Genomic DNA, 21,934 nt, shown 5'->3' on the forward strand with positions numbered 1-21,934 from the left:
GAACGCGCGATGTTCACGCTAACATCTATCGATAACCCAGTGACGCGTCAAGGTCCTGCCGGACGGAGGCGCACCCGTCCGGCAGGACCCCTGGGAACGCTCGCCCCCGAGGAGACGGGCCTGCACGCTCGAACCCCGAGGAGAGTTACTTGAGCGAACAGGTGGCGAAGCGCTCCAGCCCTTGAGGCCGCTCCCCCACGCGGCCGATGGAGATCGCGATCCGGTCCAGCGCCGCGGCCCGCTTGCTGGCCAACGGGCCCAGGATCGCGTTCTGCACGAAGTTCGGCCCGCCCTGACCGGCCGACGTGCGGAGCCTGTCGTTGGCCTCGGCCAGCTGCTTGCCGAGGTTGGCGAGCTCGCGGTCCACTTCGGCGCGTGCGGCCGCGGGAACGTTCTGCACCACCGGAAGCGGGCATTCGATGGCCCGTCCGGCCGCCGAACCGGTACCTGCGTCCGCGCTCGTGGACGCCGGTCGTGTCGTCGTCGGCGGCGCGGACACGGCGGGTGCCTGACCAAGCCCGCAGGTCGCGAACCTCTCCAGGCCCTCCGGCTTCTCCGCGACCCTGCCGATGGCGGTCTCGATGCGGTTCAGCGCCGCGACCCGCTTGCTCGCCAGCGGGCCGAGAATCGCGTTCTGCACGAAGTTCGGCCCGCCTTCACCGGCCGACGTGCGCAGCCGGTTGTTCGCCTCCGCGATCTGCTTGTCGAGGTTGGCCAGCTCGCGCTGGACCTCGGCCTGCGCCGCGGCCGGTACCGCCGGGACGACCGGCTGCGGGCACGCGATCGAGCCGGTGACGGTCTCCCCGCCGGCGAAGGCGACGGCCGCGGTCACGGCGGTCAACGTCGCGGCGACGGCGACTCCGGCCACGAGCACCCGCTTGCTCCGTTGCGGTCGTGCATGTGCTCTCGACATATTCGAACCTCACGACTTGGGGACGTTTTGTGCCGGCACAAGTGGAGTACGGACCGGGAAAGCAAAAAGTTCAACCACTTGTGAGCGTTCACAGCTGATGGCATGCTCTCGACTCATTCCGCAGTACCGCACCTGCGTAGAACCGGGGAACAGCCATGCCATCGGCAGACAGAGTCGTCCACGAGCAGATCCCGTTGCGCATCCACGGGGTGAACCTCAAGGTCGCTTCGGTGCGCCGCGGGGGCGTCGACGCCCCTGTCGTCTTCCTGCACGGGTTCGGCACGAGCAAGGAGGACTACCTCGACGTCCTCCAGCGGCACGACTTCGCCGGACGCCCGTTTCTCGCCTACGACGCACCCGGTGCCGGCGCCACGGAGTGCGCCGGTCTGGGTGAGGTGGACCTGCAGTTCATGGCGGAGACCGCGAGGGCGGTGCTCGACCGCGCGGGCATCGGCGGGTTCCACGTGGTGGGTCACTCGACGGGCGCGCTCACTGCGCTCCTGTTGGCCCACAAGGAACCGGGCCGGGTGTTGAGCTTCGTCAACATCAAGGGCGTGCTCGCCCCCGAGGACTGCGTGCTGAGCAGGGAGGCGCTGAACCACCGCGATCCCGGTGACTACCTCTTCAGGCTCGCGGAACGCACCCGGGAGACGCCCTGCTACGGCGGCGGCCTGTACGCGGCGAACCTCCCGAACAAGGTCCAGCGCGGCGCCGTGCCGACGATCTTCCGGTCGATGGTCGAGCTCGCCGACCGCGGGAACCTGCTGCAGAAGTTCCTGTCACTGCCCTGCCCGAAGATGTACCTCTACGGCGAGCAGTGCGCGGGCCTGTCGTACCTGCCGATCCTCGACGCGAACGGGGTGGAGCTGGCGGAGATCCCGCACAGCGGGCATCTCCCCATGTACTCCAACCCCGTCGCGATGTGGCGGCAGATCGCCGAGTTCCACGCTCGTCAGCTGATTCCCAGCGCCAGGCGGTGGTAGGCGGAGTTCCAGCGCAGCCGGTCGAGGAACGAGGCCGGGGTCGTCTCGGAGTCGATCAGCACGAGCTCCGTGGCGGCCATCTGCGCGAAGTCGCGCAGCACCTCGGCTCCGACGGCCTGCGTCATCACGGTGTGGTGCGGGCCGCCCGCGGTGAGCCAGCACTCCGCCGACGTGGAGAGCGACGGCGCCGGCTGCCACACGGCCCGTGCGACGGGCAGCTTCGGCAGCGGCTCGTCCGGTTCCACCACCGTGACCTCGTTGGCCACCAGGCGGAACCGGTCGCCCATGTCGGCCAGGCCGACCACCACGGCGGGGCCGGGCGCCGCGTCGAACACCAGCCGCACCGGGTCCTCCCGGTCGCCGATGCCCAGCGGGTGGATCTCGCAGGACGGCTGGGCCGCGGCGATCGTCGGGCAGACCTCCAGCATGTGCGCGCCGAGGATCTTCGGCGTGCCCGGACCGAAGTGGTAGGTGTAGTCCTCCATGAACGACGTGCCGCGGCCCGTGCCGGTGCCCATGGCCTTCACGGCCGCGAGCAGCGCCGAGGTCTTCCAGTCGCCCTCGCCGCCGAAGCCGTAGCCGTCCGCCATCAGCCGTTGCACGGCGAGACCCGGCAGCTGCCGCAACCCGCCGAGGTCCTGGAAGTTCGTGGTGAACGCGCCGAACCCGCCGTCGTCCAGGAAGGACCGCAGCCCGATCTCGATGCGGGCCGCGTACCGCAGGGAGTCGTGCCGCTCTCCCCCGCGCGCCAGCTCCGCCGAAAGCCGGTAGGTCTCGGCGTAGTCGGCGACGAGCAGGTCGATGCTCGCGTCGGGCACGGCGTCGACCACGGCGACGAGGTCGTTGACGCCGTAGGTGTTGACCGAGACGCCGAACCGCAGCTCCGCCTCGACCTTGTCGCCCTCGGTCACGGCGACGTCGCGCATGTTGTCGCCGAACCGGGCCAGCTTCAGGCCGCGCAGGTGCGCGCGACCGGCGGCGGCGCGGGCCCAGCCGTCGATCCGCTCGGCCACCACGGGATCACTCGCGTGCCCGGCGACCGTCTTGCGCGCCACCCCGATCCTGGTCTGCACGTAGGCGAACTCGCGGTCGCCGTGCGCGGCCTGGTTGAGGTTCATGAAGTCCATGTCGATGGTGGACCACGGCAACGCCTCGTTGAGCTGCGTGTGCAGGTGCAGCAGCGGTTTGCGCAGCAGGTCCAGCCCGGTGATCCACATCTTCGCGGGTGAGAACGTGTGCATCCACGCGATCACACCGACGCACGACGGGTCGTTGTTCGCCTCCTGCATGATCGCGCGGATGGCGCCGGAGTCGGTCAGCACCGGCTTCCACACGATCTCCGCGCTGATCCGGCCGGAGTCGGTGAGCATCCGCTGGATCTGCTGGGACTGGGCCGCGACCTGGTCGAGCGTCTCGGGGCCGTAGAGGTGCTGGCTGCCGGTGAGGAACCAGATCTGGGGCTTGTCCGGCATGTGCTCTCCTTCTGGGCTCACTGGCCGTAAACGTTCTGGTAGCGCTCGTAGAGCCGGTCGACGTGCTGTTGCTCGATCACGTCGGGCTTGCCGAGCTGGAGTGCGAAGTGGACGGTGCGGGCGACGTCTTCCACCAGCACCGCGGCTTTCACGGCGGCGCGGGCGGTCGCGCCGACGGTGAACGGGCCGTGGTTGCGCATCAGCACGGCCGGAGACCTGCTGGTGCTGAGGGTCTCCACGATCCCCTTGCCGATCGAGTCGTCGCCGATCAACGCGAACGGCCCGACCGGGATGTCGCCGCCGAACTCGTCCGCGATCATGGTGAGCACGCACGGGATGGGCTCACCGCGCGCCGCCCACGCTGTGGCGTAAGGAGAATGCGTGTGCACGACACCGCCGACGTGGGGCATGTGCCGGTACACGTACGCGTGGGCCGCGGTGTCGGAGGACGGCGCGAGCTCACCCTCGACGAGGTTGCCGTGCAGGTCGGTCACGACCATCGCGTGCGGCCCCAGCTCGTCGTAGGACACCCCGGACGGCTTGATCACCATCAGCTCGTGGTCGGGCACCCGCGCCGACACGTTGCCCGCCGTCCAGCTCACCAGTTCGTAGCGGGTCAGCTCGCGGTGGAGTTCGGCGACCGTGCGGCGCAGTTCTGCCGTTGCGGACATCAGCTCTTCCCCTCCAGGGCGGCGCGGCGGTACTCGCGCAGCCGGTGCATGACGTCGTTGGCGCCCCTGCCGAAGTAGTCGTGCAGCTCCAGGTAGTCGTGGAAGAGCCGTTCGTACGCCTCGACGTTCTCCGGCACGGGCGTGAAGACGTTGCGCCGTACCGATCCCATCGAGTCCGACGCCTCCCGGATGTCCTGGTACGCGCCCGCGGCGACCGCGGCGTGCATCGCGGAGCCGAGCGCGGGGCCCTGGGCCGAGCCGATCACCGACAGCGGCATGTTCACGACGTCGGCGTAGATCTGCATCATCAGCGTGTTCTTGATGAGCCCGCCGGCGATGACGAACTCGGTCACCGGCACGCCCGCGTCGGTGAAGGTGTCGATGATCATCCGGGTGCCGAACGCCGTGGCCTCCAGCAATGCGCGGTAGACGTCCTCGGCCTTGGTGGCGAGCGTCTGGCCGACGACCACACCGGACAGTTCGTGGTCGACCAGCACGGACCTGTTGCCGCTGTGCCAGTCGAGCGCGACGAGCCCGTGCTCACCGACCTCTTGTTTCGCCGCGAGTTCGGAGAGCAGCTCGTGCACCGTGATGCCGCGCTCGCTCGCCTCCTCGTGGTAGGCGGGCGGCACCTGGTTGCGCAGGAACCACGCGAAGATGTCGCCGACACCGCTCTGCCCGGCCTCGTACCCCCACAGCCCCGGCACGATGCCGCCGTCGACGACGCCGCACATGCCCGGCACCTCGCGCAGCACGTCGCCGCTCATCACGTGGCACGTGGAGGTGCCCATGATCGCGACCATCTGGCCGGGCCCGACGGCCTGCGCGGCGGGCGCCGTCACGTGGGCGTCGACGTTGCCGACCGCCACCGCGATGCCCTGCGGCAGCCCGGTCCACTCGGCGGCCTGCGCGGTCAGCTCACCGGCCCGGTCGCCGAGCGCGGACAGCGGGTGGTCGAGCTTGTCCGCGACGAAGGTCGCGAAGCCGGGGTTGAGCTCGGTGAGGAAGTCGTCGCTCGGGTACCGGCCGTCCTGGTGGATGCCCTTGTAACCGGCGGTGCAGGCGTTGCGCGTGTAGGTACCGGTGAGCTGCCAGACGATCCAGTCCGCGGCCTCGACCCAGTGCTCCATCGCCGCGTAGACCTCGGGTGCCTCCTCCAGCACCTGCAGGCCCTTCGCGAACTCCCACTCCGAGGAGATCAGACCGCCGTAGCGCGCGAGCCACGGCTCCTTGCGCCGGTGCGCGAGCTCGTTGATCCGGTCGGCCTGCGCCTGGGCGGCGTGGTGGCGCCAGAGCTTGATGTAGGCGTGCGGGTTCTCCGCGAACTCCGGCAGGTCGCACAGCGGCGTGCCGTCCGCGGTGACCGGCACCATCGTGCAGGCGGTGAAGTCGGTCCCGATGCCGATCACCTGGTCTGCGGAGATCCCGGCCGCCTCGACCGCCTGCGGGACGGCGGTGCGCAGGACGTCGAGGTAGTCGGCCGGGACCTGCAGCGCCCACTCCGGCGGCAGCGGCCTGCCGGTCGCGGGCAGCACCTGGTCCACCACTCCGTGGCGGTACTCGTGCACAGCGGTGCCGAGCTCCGCGCCGTCCCGGACGCGCACGACCACGGCGCGGCCGGACAGCGTGCCGAAGTCGACACCCACCACGCACGCGTCGCGGTCGATCGTCATGTCAGTCACGACCTGAGTGTTATCGCTAACAATCAGGGAGTCAAGATGTGCCCGATACATCGTGATTTCCCTGCGAGTGCGGGAAATGGGTGAGAGGTGAGCGCACGACAAACCGGTCCACGCCGGGACCGGTGCGGCACAGGGGAACGCCTGGCTGCGCAGCGCCCCGCCGACGTGAGAGCCCGGCCGCCGCGCGCCCACGAGCGTCACGCCTTTGGCGGGCACCCAACTCCGCCGCGCACCCTCTCCCCCGCTATTCGCTGCTCACGCGGGGCCCCTACGTGCCGTCGAACCGCACGAAAGCGCCCCGCGTGCGCTCGGCGACGGCGTGTCGAGGCCGCGACACGCTGGCCGAGACAGAAGCGTCGTCGGCCGCGAACCGCACGCGGGGAGCTTTCGTGCGGTTTGACCGCACGGAAGGGCCCCGCGTGCGGCAGGCAGAGGGGGTCGGCGTGCCTACCGGGGCGGCGGCGCCACGCTGTTCCGCTTCACCAGCTTCGGCGCGACCGTCCGCTGCGGCCGGGTGGTCTCGCCGTCACTGAACTGCTCGAGCAGCAGACCGAGCGTCTCGCGTGCCACCGCGGCGAAGTCCGGGCGCACGGTGGTGAGCGGCGGGATGAAGTAGGCAGCTTCGGGCACGTCGTCGAAGCCCACGACACTCACGTCGTGCGGCACGTTCCTGCCGCGCTCGCTCATCGCGCGCAGCACACCCAGGGCGAGGTGGTCGTTCGAGCAGAACACGGCCGTCACCTCGGGCATCCTGGCCAGCATCTGCCCTGCCCGGTAGCCCGACGCCGCGCTCCAGTCGGCCGCCACGACCGGGGGCACCTCGGCCGAGGTGGCGTCGAGTGCGGCTCGCCAGCCCTCCACGCGGCCCGCCGCGTCGAACCAGTCGGCGGGGCCGGAGACGTGCCAGACGGTCTCGTGGCCCGCGTCGATCAGGTGCTTCGTGGCCTCGAACGCGCCGCTCGCCTGGTCGACGGTCACGAGCGGGGTGGGGCGGTCCGGGTCGCCGTCCACGGTCACCAGCGGGACTCCGGCCGGCACGTCGGCCAGGGCGTCGGCCGCCGACGAGTTCGGCGCGATCACCACGATGCCGGCTACTCGCTGGTCGCGGTGCCGTTCCACGGCAGCGGCGATGGAGTCGCGGTCGAGGACCTTGACCCTGCCGACGCTGACCGCGAACCCGGCCTCGCCCGCCGCCTCCTCGAAGGCGGACAGCAACGAGGCCGGGCCGTAGAGCGTCGAGTTCTGCGCGACCACGCCGATGAGCTGCGTCTTGCCGGTGACGAGCGCGCGGGCCGCGCGGTTGGGCCGGTAGTCGAGCTCCTTGATCGCGGCCTTCACCCGCAGCCGGGTCTGCTCGCGGACGTTCGGGTGGTTGTTGAGCACACGCGAGACCGTCTGGTGCGACACCCCGGCAAGTCGTGCCACGTCGGTCATCGCGGGGTCACGCGACGTCTTCTCCACGAGCGGTCTCCGATCTTCGATCTGAGCCGGTGATGTTAGCGATAACACCAGGTCGGCTTCGACGCGGTGCTCATTGTCCACTTATTCGAGTCGGAATGTGGCACGTCGGCGCGCGTCGCGGTTGCTTCCTGGTCTGGACAACACCACGCGACCGTTGTCATGGGCGAGATACGTGTCCGCTCCGACACGCAGCGACACCGCGCCGCCGTCCGCAAGTCCTGGCACACGAACGAAACTCGCCGCGCGGCCGTACGCGTCGGTGTCCTCGAACGGGTCGATGCGGATCACGTCCCCGTCCACCCGCACGTACCGGTCCGGGAAGTTCACCGACTGCAGCGCGACCGTGCCGGCACCGAGGAACCCCGGCACGAAGCGGAACTGGCTGTCGCCCACGTCGCGGACGTTGCCGTCGACCCGCAGCCGGTACTCGTAGTGCCGCACCACCAGCGAGGGCGCGTCCACAGGCGACAGCCGCACGATCGTGCCGCCGCGGCCGACGGGAACGCCGAACGACGGTGTGCCGTCCGCGTTCCAGTGGAGCTTCTGGACGCGGGTGTGCCGGTTCGGGTCGAACAGCGGGTCGCCGGTGATGTCGCGGTAGTCGCGGGCGTGGTAGACGAGCACGTCGGTGGAACCCACCGTGGTGAACGAGTTGTGCCCCGGCCCGTACTGCGAGGTGGCGACGTTTGTCGTGAACACCGGGTTCGGCGACTTCGTCCAAGACCGCGCGTCCAGGAGGTTCGCGTTCTCGTCGGCGGTCAGCAGGCCCATGCAGTAACGGGCGTCGGTGGCGCTCGCGGAGTACGTCACGAACACGCGGCCGTTGCGGACCAGCACCGCGGGCCCCTCGTTCACCTTGAAGCCCTGCACCTCCCACGACAGCGTCGGCGTCGCGATCCGCACCGGGGCGCTCTTCAGCGCGAGCGGCGAGGCCATCTCGGCGATGTAGAGGTTCGAGTTGGTGGCGATGCCGGGTTCGCTCTGCGCCCACAGGAAGTAGCGCTTGCCGCGGTGCGCGAAGGTGGTCGCGTCCAGGGTGAACGTGTCCCACGCCGTCACCATCTGCCCGCGCAGCACCCAGCCGCCCTCGCGCGGGTCGGCGTTCGGCGACTCCAGCACATAGGTGCGGATCCGGAACGGTTCGTCCTTGTCGCCGGCGGCGAAGTACACGTACCACTTGCCGTCGATGCGGTGCAGCTCCGGCGCCCAGATGTAGCCGCCCATCCGGCCCGACGCCGGCCGCCGCCAGATGGTGCGCTCGCGGGCGGCGGACAGACCGTCCAGAGTGGACGCTCCGCGGATGACGACCCGGTCGTACTCGGGAACGGACCCGGTCAGGTAGTACATGCCGTCGGTCGGCGGCGTGATGAACGGGTCGGCGCGCTGTTCGACGAGCGGGTTGCGGGTCGGCAGCCCCGCATCGGGTTCGGGGGCGGCGGTGGCGACGGGCGCAGCGGAGCTGAGCGCCCCGGTCGCGGCGAGCACGCCACCCGTGGCCAGCAGAGATCGTCGGGAGATCACGAGCGGCTCCTGATCCGGAGGAACGTGACGGAGTTGGGCGGGAACGTGTGGGTGAAGCTGCTCGCCACCCTGACCTGCTCGGCACGAGCGCGGATCGGCTGGCTGAACTCGGTGTTCACGTCGTCGGGACGGCCCTGCAGCACGGTCGCCCGCGCCGTCGAGGACACCGGCACGCCGAGGTCGATGCGCGTGCGGGCGGCGTTGTCCTGGGCGTTGACCACCTTGACGATCAGCTCGCCGGTGGCGAGGTCGCGGGTGACGACCTGGCGGAACGGCTCGGCGAGCTTGTCGTCGGTGAACTCGCCCCACTTCTGGCCGTCGAGGAACAACGCGACGTGGCGTCCGCGGACCTCGACGCGCACGTCGTACGTGCGGCCGGTGTCGATGCGCGTGCCGTTGGTCATCAAAGTGCTCTTGGCGCCGCCGACGGCCTTCTCCACCGCGGACTGGGTGTTGTTCCAGCCACCGAGGTTCCACCAGTAGTAGTTGCCGGTGTCCTGCACGCCGAACGCGACGAGGAATCCCTCGCGCCCCGCCTGCTTGGTGGCCTTGAGGTTCAGCGTGTAGTCGCGCCAGCCCTTGTCGCCGGCCGTGACGAGGGTGTCCTCGGCCGCGGCGTCGGACTGGACGTAGGCGCCGTTCACGACGTTCCAGGCGCCGCGGCCGGACTTCGTCCACCGCGCGTCGGTGCCGGAGAAGTCGTCGTTGAACAACGCCTGACCGGACGCGCTGGTCACGCTCACGTCGTCGTAGGTCGCCGCGGTCGCCCAGGTCGAGAGCCCGATCGCACCCGTGATGGGTGCCTGGGTGGACGGCGTGGCGGACGCGGTGCTCGGCACGACGTGGTCGCCCACGTTGGTCATGAAGAGCTTCTGCATCTCGTAGCTCGCCGAGCCCCACGACGCGTGGTTGTTGAACCAGATCATGTCCGGGCGCCACTGGACGTAGTCCTCGTTGGCCAGCAGCGGCGCGTACGAGGCGAGCTTCACGACGTCGGCGTTGCGTTCGAGACCGGTCATGAACGCCGCTTCGCTCAGCGCGTTGAAGTACTTGTTGTCCAGCGAGGCGTACTCGCCGAGGAACACCTTGGGGCCGTTGCGGTCGTAGGAGTCGTAGCGGTTGTTGTTCTCCAGGAACCAGCTCGGGCTGTTGTAGTAGTGCTCGTCGACCATCTTCACGCCGGCCTGCTTGTTGAGCTGCCACAGGCGGTCGAACGTACCGCCGGTGTCGTCGGGGCCGGTGTTGCTGACGACGGTGATGTCCGGGTACTTCGCGTTGATGGCGTCGCGGAACTTCGTGAAGCGGGCCATGAACTCGTCGGGCAGGTTCTCCTCGTTGCCGACCGCGACGTGGGTCAGCTTGAACGGCTTCGGATGCCCCATCTCGGCGCGCTTGCGGCCCCAGGTGGAGTCGGCGGGACCGTTGGCGAACTCGATCAGGTCCAGCGTGTCCTGGACGTGCCTGGCCAGCAACGCCGGGTCGTCCGTGGCGCGGTTCTGGCCGCAGCCGGTGACCAGCGCGGGGACGACGGGCAGCGGCATGGCGCCGACGTCCTCGGAGAACTGGAAGTACTCGTAGTAGCCGAGGCCGTAGGACTGGTTGTAGCCCCAGAAGTTCCAGTTGGTGGCGCGCTGCTCGACCGGGCCGATGGTGTCCTTCCACTGGTACGAGCGGCGGCGCTCGAAGTTCGGCGCGTCGTAGCCGTAGTGGCTGCCGGTGTTGACCAGGCAGCCGCCGGGGAACCGGACGAAGCCGGGCTTGAGCGCGGCGATCTTCTCGGCCAGGTCGCGGCGCAGGCCGTGGCCCTTGAAGGTGTCCTGCGGCATCAGCGAGACCATGTCGAGACGCAGCGTGCCGGTGCCACCGCCGGTGACCAGCAACCTGCCGGTCGTCGAGGTCTTCTTCGCGCGGATCGTGCCGGTGTAGCGTGCCCAGCCGTCACCGCGGACCTGGACCTGCACCGGATCGCCCAGGGCGGCTCCGGCGGGGTCGGTGACGGTGGCGGTGAGCGGGGTGCTCGCCTGGTCGGTGCGCGCCCAGACGGAGAAGTCGTAGCGCTGACCGGTCTGCACGGCGATGCCGCTGTTGTAGCCGGAGTTGATGACCCCGGCGGGTAGGCCCAGCTTCAGGTAGCGGCGGTTGCGCTCGTTCATCCGGCCGGTGTCGTCGGCGAGGTCCACGATGCCGCTGTGCGGTGCCCAGGAGGTCAGGCCGTGATAGCTCGCGTTGTCCGCCGGGTCGTACTCGAACGAGCGGTTCTGCACGAGCTCGGCGTACAGGCCGCCGTCGGCGGCGCGGTTGATGTCCTCGAAGAAGACGCCGTACATCGAGTCGTCGATGGACGCGCCCTTCTTCGTGGCGTCGATCTTGAGCGTGTAGTCGGTGTCGGCGGCCGCTCCCGATCCGGGAACGGCGACCAGGAGACTGGCCGCGAGAGCGGCGCTCAGCAGGACGTGCTTGCGGGACACGGGTTTTCCTCCCCAAGCTCGGAAGTGAGCGTTAACATAGGGCTGCGAACTCGTTACGAGCAAGACCTTGACGCAACAGTTGTGAGCGTTCACTCTTGTCCACCTGACAACCGCGGACACGCGGTCGAGCTCCGCGACACCGTCGTCACCCCGGAGGAACCCCAGTGCTGAAGAAGATCACGACAGTCGCCAGCGTGGTCCTGCTGAGCGCGCTCACCGCGTGCGGTTCGGGAGGTGGTGGCAACGCAGGTTCGACTACGCCCGGCGGCACCATCACCATGGGCTTCGCCCAGGTGGGAGCGGAAAGCGGCTGGCGCACCGCCAACACCAAGTCGATCCAGGACGAGGCCAAGGCGGCCGGGATCGACCTGAAGTTCTCCGACGCGCAGCAGAAGCAGGAGAACCAGATCAAGGCGATCCGCTCCTACATCCAGCAGAAGGTCTCGGTGATCGCGTTCAGCCCGGTCGTGGAGACCGGCTGGGACACCGTGCTGCTGGAAGCCAAGCGCGCCAACATCCCGGTCATCCTCACCGACCGCTCGATCGATTCCGACGACACGTCGCTGTACGAGACGTTCCTCGGTTCGGACTTCGTCGAGGAGGGCCGCAAGGCCGGCGACTGGCTGGTGGCCAACGCCTCCGGCCCGACCAACGTCGTGGAGCTGCAGGGCACCACGGGCGCGGCACCCGCGAACGACCGCAAGAAGGGCTTCGAGGAGAAGATCGCCTCCAAGCCGGACATCAAGGTCGTGGCGTCGCAGACCGGTGACTTCACGCGGTCCGGCGGCAAGCAGGTCATGGAGGCCTTCCTCAAGTCCCAGCCGAAGATCGACGTGGTGTACGCGCACAACGACGACATGGGCCTGGGCGCGATCGAGGCGATCAAGGCCGCCGGCAAGGTGCCCGGCAAGGACATCAAGATCATCACCGTGGACGCGGTGAAGGACGGCATGCAGGCGCTGGCCAACGGCGAGATCAACTTCATCGTCGAGTGCAACCCGTTGCTGGGCAAGCAGCTGATGGAGCTCGCGAAGAAGGTCGTGGCCGGCGAGCAGGTGCCGGAGCGGGTCGTGACCGAGGAGGGCACGTTCACGCAGGAGCAGGCGAAGACCGTGCTCCCGCAGCGCCAGTACTGATTTTCGGTAGCCAGGCCCTGTCCTGCAGGTCCGTTCGATGAGAGTCACGGTCGCGGACGAGACCTGCAGGACAGGGCCTAGACCCCAGAGACCCCGCGGGGCCCGTCATCGCGCGCATCCGCGTGACGGGTCCCGCGGCCCCATCGACGAAGGCCAGAGCCCATGACCGAGTCACCGCCACCTGTCGTCGAGATGCGGGGCATCAGCCTCGCGTTTCCCGGCGTGAAGGCGTTGCAGGACGTCGACTTCCGGCTGTTCCCCGGTGAGGTGCACGCCCTCATGGGCGAGAACGGCGCCGGGAAGTCCACCCTCATCAAGACCTTGACCGGCGTGCACAGGCCGGACGCCGGCGAGGTCGTGCTGGCGGGCGAGAACGTCGCGTTCTCGTCCCCCGGCGAGGCCCAGCACGCCGGGATCAGCACGGTGTACCAGGAGGTCAACCTCTGCGCGAACCTCACGGTCGCGGAGAACATCCTGCTGGGCCGGGAGCCTCGTCGCCTCGGCGGCATCGACTTCCCGGCGATGCGGCGCCGTGCCGCGGAGGTGCTGGCGCGCATCGGCGTGCACATCGACCCGGCGTCGAGCCTGAGCGAACACCCGATCGCGGTGCAGCAACTGGTCGCCATCGCCCGTGCGATCGCGGTCGACTGCAGCGTGCTCGTGCTCGACGAGCCGACGTCCAGTCTGGACGCGGGCGAGGTCGCGGAGCTGTTCCGCATCATGCGGGTGCTGCGCGACGAGGGCGTGGCGATCCTGTTCGTGTCGCACTTCCTCGACCAGGTCTACGAGATCTCCGACCGGATGACGGTGCTGCGCAACGGAGCGCTCGTCGGCGAGCACCTCACCGCCGACGTGGACCGGCGCACGCTCATCGCGCAGATGATCGGCCGCGACCTCGGCGCGCTGGAGGCCATCGAGGACGCCGCCGAGAAGCGCAAGCCCAGTGGACCGGCGCTGGTGCAGGCCGAGGGACTCGGCAAGCGCGGCGCGATCGAACCGTTCGACCTCGACATCCGGGCGGGTGAGGTCGTCGGCCTCGCCGGTCTGCTCGGGTCGGGCCGCACCGAACTCGCCCGGCTGCTGTTCGGCGCCGACCGCGCGGACTCGGGCCGGGTGCTGGTGGACGGGGCGCCGCTGCGCCTGCGCGGACCACGTTCGGCGATCGCGGCGGGCATCGCGTTCAGCTCCGAGGACCGCAAGGGCGAGGGCGTCGTCGCGGACCTGTCGATCCGCGACAACCTGGTGCTCGCGATGCAGGCGGCCCGCGGCTGGACGCGTCCGCTGTCGCGCAGGACCAAGGACCAGCTGGTCGAGAAGTACCTGAAGGCACTGGACATCCGGCCCGCCAACCCGGACGCGCTGGTGCGCACCCTGTCCGGCGGCAACCAGCAGAAGGTGCTCCTCGCGCGCTGGCTCGTCACCGAGCCGCGGCTGCTGATCCTGGACGAGCCGACCAGGGGCATCGACATCGGCGCGAAGGCCCAGATCCAGCAGCTCGTCACCACCCTCGCCGCAGAGGGCACCGCGATCCTGTTCATCTCCGCGGAACTGGAGGAGGTCGTGCGCATCGCCGACCGGATCGTCGTGCTGCGCGACCGGCGCAAGATCGCCGAGCTGGACGGCTCGGTGACCGGCGTGGACGAGGTCGTCGAGCTGATCGCGGGCGGGGCCGCACCGGAGAAGGTGGTGTCGTGAACAGCCAGGACGAACTCACCGCCGCTCGCGGCCGGACCGCACCGGAAGAGGTGACCCCATGAAGAACCGGTTGCTGTGGCCGCTGCTGGCGCTGGTCGCGCTGTTGCTGCTCAACCTCGCCGTGACCCCGTCGTTCTTCGCGTTGCGCATCCAGGACGGCCACCTCTACGGCGGCCTCGTCGACGTGCTGAAGAACGGCGCGCCGACCCTGCTGATCGCCCTCGGCATGACGCTGGTGATCGCCACCCGCGGCATCGACCTCTCCGTCGGCGCGGTGGCGGCGATCGCGGGTGCGGTGACGTGTGTCCACATCGGAACGTCGGGCAGCGCCGCTACCGCGTTCGCCGGCATGGCGATCGCACTGGTGCTGTGCGCGGTTCTGGGGCTGTGGAACGGGTTCCTGGTGGCAGGGCTGGGCATCCAGCCGATCATCGCGACCCTGGTGCTGATGACGGCGGGACGTGGCGTGGCCATGCTCGTGACCGAGGGGCAGATCGTCACGGTCAACAACACCGCCTACCGCCAGGTCGGCGCCGGGTTCGTGGTGCTGCCGGTCTCGATCCTGATCGCCCTGCTGGTGCTCGGGCTGGTGGCGTTCGCGACCCGGAAGACCGCGCTCGGCATGCTGATCGAGGCCGTCGGGGTCAACCCCGAGGCGTCGCGGCTGGCCGGGGTGCGGTCCCGCACGATCATCTGGACCGTCTACGTGTTCGCCGCGGTGTGCGCGGGCATCGCCGGGCTGATGATCAGTTCCAACGTCAGCGCGGCCGACGCCAACAACGCCGGGCTGTGGATCGAGATGGACGCGATCCTCGCCGTCGTCATCGGCGGCACGTCGCTCGCCGGAGGGCGCTACTCGCTCACCGGCACGTTGCTCGGCGCGCTGATCATCCAGACCCTCACCACCACCGTCTACACGATCGGCGTCGCCCCGGAGGTGACGCTGGTCTTCAAGGCGATCGTCGTCATCGCCGTGTGCCTGGTCCAGGCGCCGAAGGCCCGTGCCGCACTGAGCTTCCGGAAGGTGGCCGTCTCATCATGACCACTCTCACCCAACGGGTGCCCTCGCGGTTCCTGCCGGTGCTCGCGACCGTCGTGCTGTTCGTCCTCGCGTTCGGCGCCGGCTCGGCGCGCTACGACGGGTTCGCGTCCGGTCAGGTGATCGCGAACCTGTTCATCGACAACGCCTTCCTGATCGTGCTCGCCGCCGGCATGACGTTCGTGATCCTGAGCGGCGGCATCGACCTGTCCGTCGGCTCGGTCGTCGCGCTGTCCACGATGGTCACGGCCTCGGGTCTGCAGGCGGGGTGGCCCGTGCCGCTGGTGGTCCTCGCGGTGCTGCTCACCGGCTCCACGCTCGGCCTGCTGATGGGCCTGGTGATCCACAAGTTCGACATCCAGCCGTTCATCGTCACGCTCGCCGGCATGTTCCTCGCCCGCGGCCTGTGCTTCCTGATCAGCGTGGAGTCCGTGTCCATCAAGGACAAGACGTTCCGCGCCGTCGCCACCACCGCGATCGAACTGCCCGGCGGCGTGACCATCACCTACAACGTGGTGATCGCGTTGCTGGTCGTCGCCGCGGCGATGTACGTGCTGCACCGCACCCGCTTCGGCCGCACGGTCTACGCGGTCGGCGGCAACGAGTCGTCCGCGCTGCTGATGGGTCTGCCGACCACCCGCGTCAAGGTGGGCGTCTACGTCATCAGCGGCCTGTGCTCGTCGCTGGCCGGTCTGCTGTTCAGCCTCTACATGCTGTCCGGCTACGGCCTGCACGCCGTCGGCATGGAACTGGACGCCATCGCGGCCGTCGTCATCGGCGGAACGCTGCTGGCGGGCGGTGTCGGGTACGTGCTCGGCGGGCTGGTCGGCGTGCTCGTGCTCGGCACGATCCAGACGCTGATCTCGTTCCAGGGCACGCTCAGCTCGTGGTGGACGAAGATCGTGATCGGTGTGCTGCTGCTGGTGTTCATCGCCGTGCAGCGGACTATGGTTCGGCGGTGAGACGCACCCGCCCACTGCTGTTCGTCCTTCTCGCATTGCTCGTGGCGGTCGTCGGCGTGGTGGTGCTGCGGGATCCGCAGAGTGTCGCGGGCACGCCCGTGGCCGGTCAGAGCGCCGCGCCCACGACCACGCCGCCCATGACCACCACGGCCACGTCGGTCCCGAGCACGACGACCACCACCACGACGACCACTCGGGCGGGCGCTCCCCTGGCAGGGAAGATCAAGCCGGGTGAGCCCCGTCAGGGAGTCGCGACGTTCTACGACTCCGACGGCGGCGGCGCGTGCTCGTACGACCCGGGCCCCGACCCGCTGACCGCCGCGATGAACGTGGCGGACTACGAGAACTCCGCCGCGTGCGGCGCGCACGTCCGGGTCCAGGCCGGCGGGAAGACCATCACGGTGCGGATCACGAACCTCTGCCCCGCACCCTGCCGTCCGGGTCAGCTGGACCTCAGCGCGGAGGCGTTCGCGCAGCTGGCACCACCCGTGAAGGGTGAAATCCCGATCACCTGGACCCTCGTCAGCCCGGAGACGTCCAAGACCATCGCGATCCGCTACAAGACCGGTTCCAGCCAGTACTGGTGCGGGATCCAGGTCCTCGACCACCGCAACCCCGTGGCCCGGCTGGAGGTCCAGGCGGGCGGGCAGTGGCGGCAGCTGAAACGCGCCGAGTACAACTACTTCCTCTCCGAGAACGGCGCCGGGTGCGGCGGAGCCATGGCGGTGACCGACGTTTACGGCGAACGCCTGGTGGTGAATGCCCTGTCGGTCAGGCCGGACGCGGTGCAGCCGACGAACCTGCAGTTCGCCCGCGCCGGGGAATGAGACGGGCACGGGAGTTGTTGATCGTGGACATGGCAGATGTGAAGCTCAGCCCGACCGAGTGGGTCCAGGAGCAGACGAAGAAGATCCTCGAGACCGGCACGACCGAGGGCATCCTGGTCCTCGGCAAGCCGATCGTGCTGCTGACCGTGCGCGGCGCGAAGAGCGGCGCCCTGCGCTACACCCCGGTCATGCGCGTGGAGCACGGCGGCAGCTACGCGGTCGTCGCCTCCAAGGGCGGCGCGCCCGAGCACCCGACCTGGTACTACAACATCAAAGCCCACCCGGAGATCGTCCTGCAGGACGGCACCGAGGTGAAGGAGTACGTCGCGCGCGAGGTCGACGGCGCCGAGCGGGCCGAGTGGTGGGAGCGCGCCGTCGCGGCCTACCCCAGCTACGCCGAGTACCAGGAGAAGACCGACCGGCAGATCCCGGTGTTCGTGCTCGACCCGAAGTAGGCGTCACCAGGCGAGGGGAAGCGTGGCGAGGTAGTCGCCGAGCTTCCCCGCGATCAGCCGGTGGTCGCGCGCGGAGAAGTGCCAGTCGCACCCGAGGCGGTCCAGCGCCGGGTCGCTGTAGTTCCAGTGGCGGACCCGGCTGTCGCCCTGGCCGTTGCGGTCCTGCACGACCTGGCGGACGGCGTCGGCGAACGCGCCGGACGCCTCGGGGACGCTCACGACGATCGTCGTGGCCGGGCCGTACCGGGTGCGCAGCTTGTCGAGGAAGCCCTGGTAGGCGGACTTGTACGCCGTGACCAGGCTGGTCTGGTCGGGCCACTGCTCTCCGGGGTTGAGGGCGGTGGAGAAGTCGTTGGTGCCCAGGCCGACCACGACCAGCTGCGGCCGCCACGTGCCGGGGTTGCGTCACACGTCGCCTTCGACGTGCAGCAACGCCCGGTCGTAGTAGGTGCGGTAGCTGGTTCCCGGCGTGTGCCCATTGTAGTTGCGCACCACGCCCAGCCCGGAGAACGCGTTGACCTGGTAGTCGGCGTTCAGCGCCTTCGCGGCGAGCGCTCCGAAGCTGATGTCGGTGTTGGTGTTGCGTGCGACCCCGCCGTTGGCGGAGCAGTCGCGGGTGGTCGAGAGGTTGCCGTAGCCCGCGGTCAGGGAGTCGCCGATGAACTCGACCTGGCGGGTCCGGGGCGCGGGCTTGGCGAGGATCGTTCCGCCGTTCGCGGCGACGAAACCGCCGAACTCCCCCGCCGCCCAGGTGCTCTCGGTCCGCTTGACCAGCCGCACGCGGTGCTCGGCGTCGGTGAGGTCGCGCACCCAGTACGTCGTCCTGCCCGGCATCACCAGTGTCGCGACGGTCGCGCCGTCGATCTGCACGTCGTAGTCGTTCACCGAGTCGTCGAGGACGATCCCGACGCCGGTGCCCCGGAAACGGCCCTCGAAGTAGACCCCCGGCCAGGTGTACTGGCCGGACGCGGTGACGCGGCCCGCGGTGTGCGCCTGGGTCAGCGGGTCCGGTGCGGGCGCCGTTCCCGTGCACGCCGTGCCGTTGAGGGCGAAGCCGGCGGGCACGGGGTTCGAGCCGCTCTTGGTGCCGGTGAACCCCAGTCCGGTGCTCGCGCCGGTGCGGAGGGAGCCGTTGTAGGCGGCGTTGGCGACTATCACGTCGGCGCCGGTCTGGCGCACGGTCCCGTTCCACAGCTGGGCGACCGTCTGCCCGGCACCGAACGTCCACGTCAGCTGCCAGCCGTCGACGGCGTCACCGAGGTTGGTGACGGTCACGTCGGCGATGAAGCCGCCCTGCCACTCCTGGGTCACCTGGTAGGAGACCTGGCACCCGGCGGCGGCCCCGGCCTGGGGAGCACCGCTCACCGCCGCTGCCGCCGCCAGGACGAGGACGGCCGTGGCCGCCGACTTGGACCGGTACACCTGCACCTCCACAGGACGTCCACTGTGGACGGATGAGGCCGCCCACCTCACGAACGTAGCCCAGACACCGCCTCGTTCCTAGATCTCGTTCCACAGCAACGTTCTTTCTGCGAATCGACAGCCGTGTTTCGACGGCGGACACGGATCAGATCGACGCCGTTCGACGATTTCCGGCCGCGGTCAGCGTTCCGTCACCGCGAACACCGGGTTCGAGTAGAACCAGAGGTCCTCCCACGGATCCGACTGACCGGCGACGCCGAGCGCGGGCCCGGCCGGGTCGACCGCGGCACCGTGGTGACCCGGTGCGCTCCGCTTGCCGTCGGTGCCGCGGACGCGGAGGTAGAACGGCCCGTCGGCGGTGATCTGGTGGACCAGCTCGACGACACCCGTCCGCTGCGCGACGTCCCAGGACTTCACGACCTGCACGCCACCGCGTTCCTCCTCGACCCAGGCGTCCTTGAGCCCGTTGGCGGACAGCAGTTCCCGGATGTTGTCGGCGGCGCGGGTGTACCGGGTGTTGGTGTCGCCCGCGATGACGACGGCGTTGCCCGCCGAGTTCGCGGTGACGAACCGGGAGAGCTCACTGATGTTCGCCCGGCGTGCGGCCAGGTCGGCCTCGGCCGAGCCGGCGTTGGCGTGCACGTTGTAGAAGTCGATCAGCACCCCCTCCGCCACCCGGATCCGCGAGAAGGTGAAGCCCTTGGGGGTCAGGCAGTCGGTGCCGTTGCACCTGTCCCACCTGTCGCGGGCGAGGTCGGAGTACGGGTGGTCCGACAGGGTGTTGAGCCCGTCACCGAACGGGACACCACCGCTGGTCGGCGTGCGGAACGGGTGCGTGTTGCCGGCGTAGAGCGAGGCGTGGTAGTTGAAGTCCTCCTGCACGTGGACGACGTCGTACGGCCGGATGCGCTGGCCGATGATCGGCGTGTTCACCCGCGGGTTGCCGCTGGACAGCCCTTCCGGCAGGCCGGCGACGTTGTAGCTGAGCACCGAGAACGTGCCGCTGGACGGGGGTGCCGCCGTGGCAGCGCCCGGCACCACCCCCGCCAGCAAGCCGACGGCAGCAACGGTTCAGGCCAATCGGACCATTCTCATCCCACGACTCCTGACGCCCGTTCGAGCTGACGTCCCGAGGGCAGGACGATGTGAATTTGATTCACATACCGCTGGAGTGACAACAACATGTACACAAGGCAACGCGAACGGTGATCCTAATTGGACTCGGTGGCCGCACCGGTGACCGTGCCGCCGGACTTGGTGACGTGGTAGGTGACCTTGGCGCCACTCCAGTAGTGGAACGTGAGCGTCACTCGTGCGCCGTCCCTGACAGCCGCGAAGAAGTCCGGCGTCAGGATCGTGCGGCCGTCGGAGTAGTTCGGCCGGAAGGCCCGGTCGTACTCCTTGAACGACGTCCAGTCGTGCGGACCGGCGTTGGTGCCGTCGTCGTACTTGGCCTCCATGGTGGCGAGCTGGTCACCGCGGAAGGCCGTGGGGATCTCGAACTTCTCCGTCGTCCCCGAGGCGCTGGACAGCACCGGGGTGTCGTAGGTGATGACGTAGAACCGCCACGGCACGCCCTGGGAGAAGCGGGCCGTCAGCACCGCGTTCGTGCCGTAGCCCCGGGAACCGCTCAGCCTCGTCAGCAGCGGTGCGGTCAGGGTGAGCTGGTCGCCCGAGATCGTGTAGTCACGGCCGCGCGTCAGCTTCGTGGAGCCGTGGTGGAGGTCGGTGAACTTCGTGCCGTTGAGGTTGAGCGCGACGGTCTTGGCCGTGATGGGGCTCGACTTCGCGCTGAACACCTGGTCGGTGTGCGCGGTGCCGGAGCGGGTCGTCCAGCTCGACCTGATCTGCGCGTAGAGCTCGGGGTCGTTCCACTGCCCGGAGGTGCGGTTGAGGTGCTGTCCGTTGTCCCACAACATGGTCGTGAGCTGCTTGGCGCGGGCGTAGTGGCCGAGGTGCTCGAAGAACTTGAGCTTCTCGCCCTGTTCGACGGTGCCGGTGTGGCGGTCGAACCCGAGCAGTCCGTACTCGCCGATGATCACAGGGATGCCGCGGGCGACGAAGCTGTCGTGCACGCGGTCGAACGAGTCGGTCAGGTCCTTCTGCGCGGTCGCGTCGAAGCGCGTGCCACCGGCGACGTTCACGCTGAACGGCCAGTAGCCGTAGTAGTGGACGGTCGCGATCAGATTGGGGTCGGCGAGCCCTCGGATCTGCTCGGCCAGCGGGTCGACGTACGTCTGCTCGGACGAGGTGTGCAAGGTCGGCAGGACCAGCAGGCGGGTGGCGTTGTTGCCGCCCGACCGGCGCACGATGTCGTGGAACGACGCGTTCAGCTCGCTGTTGAGCTCGATCTCCTGCGGCTTGCCGGTGCTCCCGGTGAACTGCGGCTCGTTCCAGCTCTCGAACGTCAGCTTCGGCCCGAACTCGGCGAAGGCGCCCGCCAGCTGCGTCCAGATGGTGTTGAACCGGGCGAGCACGCTGTCGTGCTCCGCCGGCATGTTCAAGATCCACTGCCACGAGTCGTGGTGGATGTTGAGCATCACGTACAGGTCGCGCGCCAACGCCCAGCGCACGACCTCCTTGACGCGGGCGAGGTACGCCGGCTCGATCACGTGGCCGGGCCCCAGGTGCGCGCTCCACGTGACGGGCAGGCGCACGCTCTTGAAGCCCTGCGCCTTCACGTTGTCCAGCAGGGCTTCCGTGATGCGCGGGTTGCCCCACGACGTCTCGTCGCTTCCCGTCGAGTCGAGCGTGTTGCCCAGGTTCCACCCCGGCTGCATCGCCGCGGTGTGCTGCGTCGCGCTGAGACGCGGGCCGCCGTGGACGCAGATGACCCCGTTGAGGGAGAACGACAACGGCGCCGTGTTGGCCTCCGCCCAGGTGCCGTGGAAGCCGAACTTCACCGTCGCACCGGTCGCGATCCTGGCGTTGTACCCGGCGTCCCCGGCGGTCACCTGGTGACCGGACTCGGTGATCTTCGCGTTCCAGCCGTGGCCCGCCTGCTGGCCGGACGGCCACTCCCAGCTCAGTTCCCAGCCGTCGAGAGCGGCGCCGTGGTTGGTCACGGCGACGTCGGCGACGAAGCCGCCCTCCCACTGGCCCGTCGTGGAGTAGGTGATCTCACAGCCGGTGTCGGCGGCCGCGGCCGCTGTCGCCGGCACGACGGAGGCCACGAGGGCCACCACCGCGCCGAGAACTGCTCTGCGTGATCCGTTCATGAACCCTCG

Annotated in this window: 18 protein-coding genes; 7 read left to right on the forward strand and 11 right to left on the reverse strand. The window is 69.3% G+C overall.

Features of this window, described 5'->3' with window-relative positions; genetic code table 11:
* Positions 1-145 precede the first annotated feature (145 nt).
* Positions 146-913 (reverse strand): hypothetical protein, encoded by a 768-nt coding sequence (locus AB0M48_RS02430; RefSeq protein WP_363835498.1) that lies wholly within the window; start codon positions 911-913, stop codon positions 146-148.
* Positions 914-1,068: 155 nt separating this feature from the next.
* Between AB0M48_RS02430 and AB0M48_RS02435 the strand changes: the two genes are divergently transcribed.
* Positions 1,069-1,896: an alpha/beta hydrolase gene (locus AB0M48_RS02435; protein WP_363835499.1), complete on the forward strand. Its 828-nt coding sequence runs from the start codon at positions 1,069-1,071 to the stop codon at positions 1,894-1,896.
* Here AB0M48_RS02435 and araA read toward each other — a convergent pair.
* The 6 genes from araA to AB0M48_RS02465 form a co-directional block, all read right to left on the reverse strand.
* Positions 1,866-3,368 (reverse strand): L-arabinose isomerase, encoded by a 1,503-nt coding sequence (gene araA / locus AB0M48_RS02440; protein WP_363835500.1) that lies wholly within the window; start codon positions 3,366-3,368, stop codon positions 1,866-1,868. The genes AB0M48_RS02435 and araA overlap by 31 nt on opposite strands.
* A gap of 17 nt (positions 3,369-3,385) precedes the next feature.
* Positions 3,386-4,039, reverse strand: coding sequence for an L-ribulose-5-phosphate 4-epimerase (locus AB0M48_RS02445; RefSeq protein WP_363835501.1), 654 nt, complete (start codon positions 4,037-4,039; stop codon positions 3,386-3,388).
* Entirely contained in the window at positions 4,039-5,712 is a 1,674-nt protein-coding gene (gene araB / locus AB0M48_RS02450) for a ribulokinase (protein WP_363835896.1), read from the reverse strand. Before araB ends, AB0M48_RS02445 begins: the two co-directional genes overlap by 1 nt.
* A gap of 456 nt (positions 5,713-6,168) precedes the next feature.
* Complete coding sequence (locus tag AB0M48_RS02455; protein ID WP_363835502.1) at positions 6,169-7,182, reverse strand: LacI family DNA-binding transcriptional regulator; 1,014 nt, start codon at positions 7,180-7,182, stop codon at positions 6,169-6,171.
* Between the two features lie 81 nt (positions 7,183-7,263).
* Positions 7,264-8,703 (reverse strand): family 43 glycosylhydrolase, encoded by a 1,440-nt coding sequence (locus tag AB0M48_RS02460; protein WP_363835503.1) that lies wholly within the window; start codon positions 8,701-8,703, stop codon positions 7,264-7,266.
* Positions 8,700-11,171 carry an alpha-L-arabinofuranosidase C-terminal domain-containing protein gene (locus AB0M48_RS02465; protein WP_363835504.1) on the reverse strand — a complete coding sequence of 824 codons (2,472 nt, stop codon included), beginning with the start codon at positions 11,169-11,171 and terminating at the stop codon, positions 8,700-8,702. The genes AB0M48_RS02460 and AB0M48_RS02465 overlap by 4 nt, the downstream gene beginning before the upstream one ends.
* Positions 11,172-11,335: 164 nt before the next feature.
* On the opposite strand from AB0M48_RS02465, the gene AB0M48_RS02470 reads away from it, so the two are divergent.
* From AB0M48_RS02470 to AB0M48_RS02495, 6 genes are all read left to right on the forward strand, one after another.
* A complete protein-coding gene (locus tag AB0M48_RS02470) occupies positions 11,336-12,307 on the forward strand; it encodes an ABC transporter substrate-binding protein (protein ID WP_363835505.1) in 972 nt (323 codons plus the stop codon).
* A 162-nt stretch (positions 12,308-12,469) separates the two neighbouring features.
* Complete coding sequence (locus AB0M48_RS02475) at positions 12,470-14,002, forward strand: sugar ABC transporter ATP-binding protein (RefSeq protein WP_363835506.1); 1,533 nt, start codon at positions 12,470-12,472, stop codon at positions 14,000-14,002.
* A gap of 58 nt (positions 14,003-14,060) precedes the next feature.
* Complete coding sequence (locus tag AB0M48_RS02480) at positions 14,061-15,044, forward strand: ABC transporter permease (RefSeq protein ID WP_363835507.1); 984 nt, start codon at positions 14,061-14,063, stop codon at positions 15,042-15,044.
* Positions 15,041-16,003 (forward strand): galactofuranose ABC transporter, permease protein YjfF, encoded by a 963-nt coding sequence (gene yjfF / locus AB0M48_RS02485; protein ID WP_363835508.1) that lies wholly within the window; start codon positions 15,041-15,043, stop codon positions 16,001-16,003. Before AB0M48_RS02480 ends, yjfF begins: the two co-directional genes overlap by 4 nt.
* Entirely contained in the window at positions 16,000-16,830 is an 831-nt protein-coding gene (locus tag AB0M48_RS02490) for an expansin EXLX1 family cellulose-binding protein (RefSeq protein WP_363835509.1), read from the forward strand. Before yjfF ends, AB0M48_RS02490 begins: the two co-directional genes overlap by 4 nt.
* Positions 16,831-16,859: 29 nt before the next feature.
* On the forward strand, positions 16,860-17,285 hold the full coding sequence (locus AB0M48_RS02495) for a nitroreductase family deazaflavin-dependent oxidoreductase (protein WP_363835897.1): 426 nt from the start codon (positions 16,860-16,862) through the stop codon (positions 17,283-17,285).
* A gap of 3 nt (positions 17,286-17,288) precedes the next feature.
* On the opposite strand, the gene AB0M48_RS02500 is transcribed toward AB0M48_RS02495, so the two are convergent.
* From AB0M48_RS02500 to AB0M48_RS02515, 4 genes are all read right to left on the reverse strand, one after another.
* Positions 17,289-17,663 (reverse strand): SGNH/GDSL hydrolase family protein, encoded by a 375-nt coding sequence (locus AB0M48_RS02500; protein ID WP_363835899.1) that lies wholly within the window; start codon positions 17,661-17,663, stop codon positions 17,289-17,291.
* A 27-nt stretch (positions 17,664-17,690) separates the two neighbouring features.
* Positions 17,691-18,707: a cellulose binding domain-containing protein gene (locus tag AB0M48_RS02505; protein ID WP_363835510.1), complete on the reverse strand. Its 1,017-nt coding sequence runs from the start codon at positions 18,705-18,707 to the stop codon at positions 17,691-17,693.
* A gap of 180 nt (positions 18,708-18,887) precedes the next feature.
* A complete protein-coding gene (locus AB0M48_RS02510; protein ID WP_363835511.1) occupies positions 18,888-19,760 on the reverse strand; it encodes an endonuclease in 873 nt (290 codons plus the stop codon).
* Positions 19,761-19,918: 158 nt separating this feature from the next.
* Complete coding sequence (locus AB0M48_RS02515; RefSeq protein ID WP_363835512.1) at positions 19,919-21,925, reverse strand: cellulase family glycosylhydrolase; 2,007 nt, start codon at positions 21,923-21,925, stop codon at positions 19,919-19,921.
* Positions 21,926-21,934: the final 9 nt, after the last annotated feature.

The organism is Lentzea sp. NPDC051208 (assembly GCF_040682435.1).
GTDB classification, from domain to species: domain Bacteria; phylum Actinomycetota; class Actinomycetes; order Mycobacteriales; family Pseudonocardiaceae; genus Lentzea; species Lentzea kristufekii.

What these genes read in the sequence shown, in the direction of transcription:
- AB0M48_RS02435 (WP_363835499.1), top strand. Translation starts at nt 1,069, where the DNA reads ATGCCATCGGCAGACAGAGTCGTCCACGAGCAGATCCCGTTGCGCATC.
- AB0M48_RS02475 (WP_363835506.1), top strand. Translation starts at nt 12,470, where the DNA reads ATGACCGAGTCACCGCCACCTGTCGTCGAGATGCGGGGCATCAGCCTC.
- yjfF (WP_363835508.1), top strand. Translation starts at nt 15,041, where the DNA reads ATGACCACTCTCACCCAACGGGTGCCCTCGCGGTTCCTGCCGGTGCTC.
- AB0M48_RS02495 (WP_363835897.1), top strand. Translation starts at nt 16,860, where the DNA reads ATGGCAGATGTGAAGCTCAGCCCGACCGAGTGGGTCCAGGAGCAGACG.
- AB0M48_RS02430 (WP_363835498.1), bottom strand. Translation starts at nt 913, where the DNA reads ATGTCGAGAGCACATGCACGACCGCAACGGAGCAAGCGGGTGCTCGTG.
- AB0M48_RS02480 (WP_363835507.1), top strand. Translation starts at nt 14,061, where the DNA reads ATGAAGAACCGGTTGCTGTGGCCGCTGCTGGCGCTGGTCGCGCTGTTG.
- araA (WP_363835500.1), bottom strand. Translation starts at nt 3,368, where the DNA reads ATGCCGGACAAGCCCCAGATCTGGTTCCTCACCGGCAGCCAGCACCTC.
- AB0M48_RS02515 (WP_363835512.1), bottom strand. Translation starts at nt 21,925, where the DNA reads ATGAACGGATCACGCAGAGCAGTTCTCGGCGCGGTGGTGGCCCTCGTG.
- AB0M48_RS02445 (WP_363835501.1), bottom strand. Translation starts at nt 4,039, where the DNA reads ATGTCCGCAACGGCAGAACTGCGCCGCACGGTCGCCGAACTCCACCGC.
- araB (WP_363835896.1), bottom strand. Translation starts at nt 5,712, where the DNA reads ATGACGATCGACCGCGACGCGTGCGTGGTGGGTGTCGACTTCGGCACG.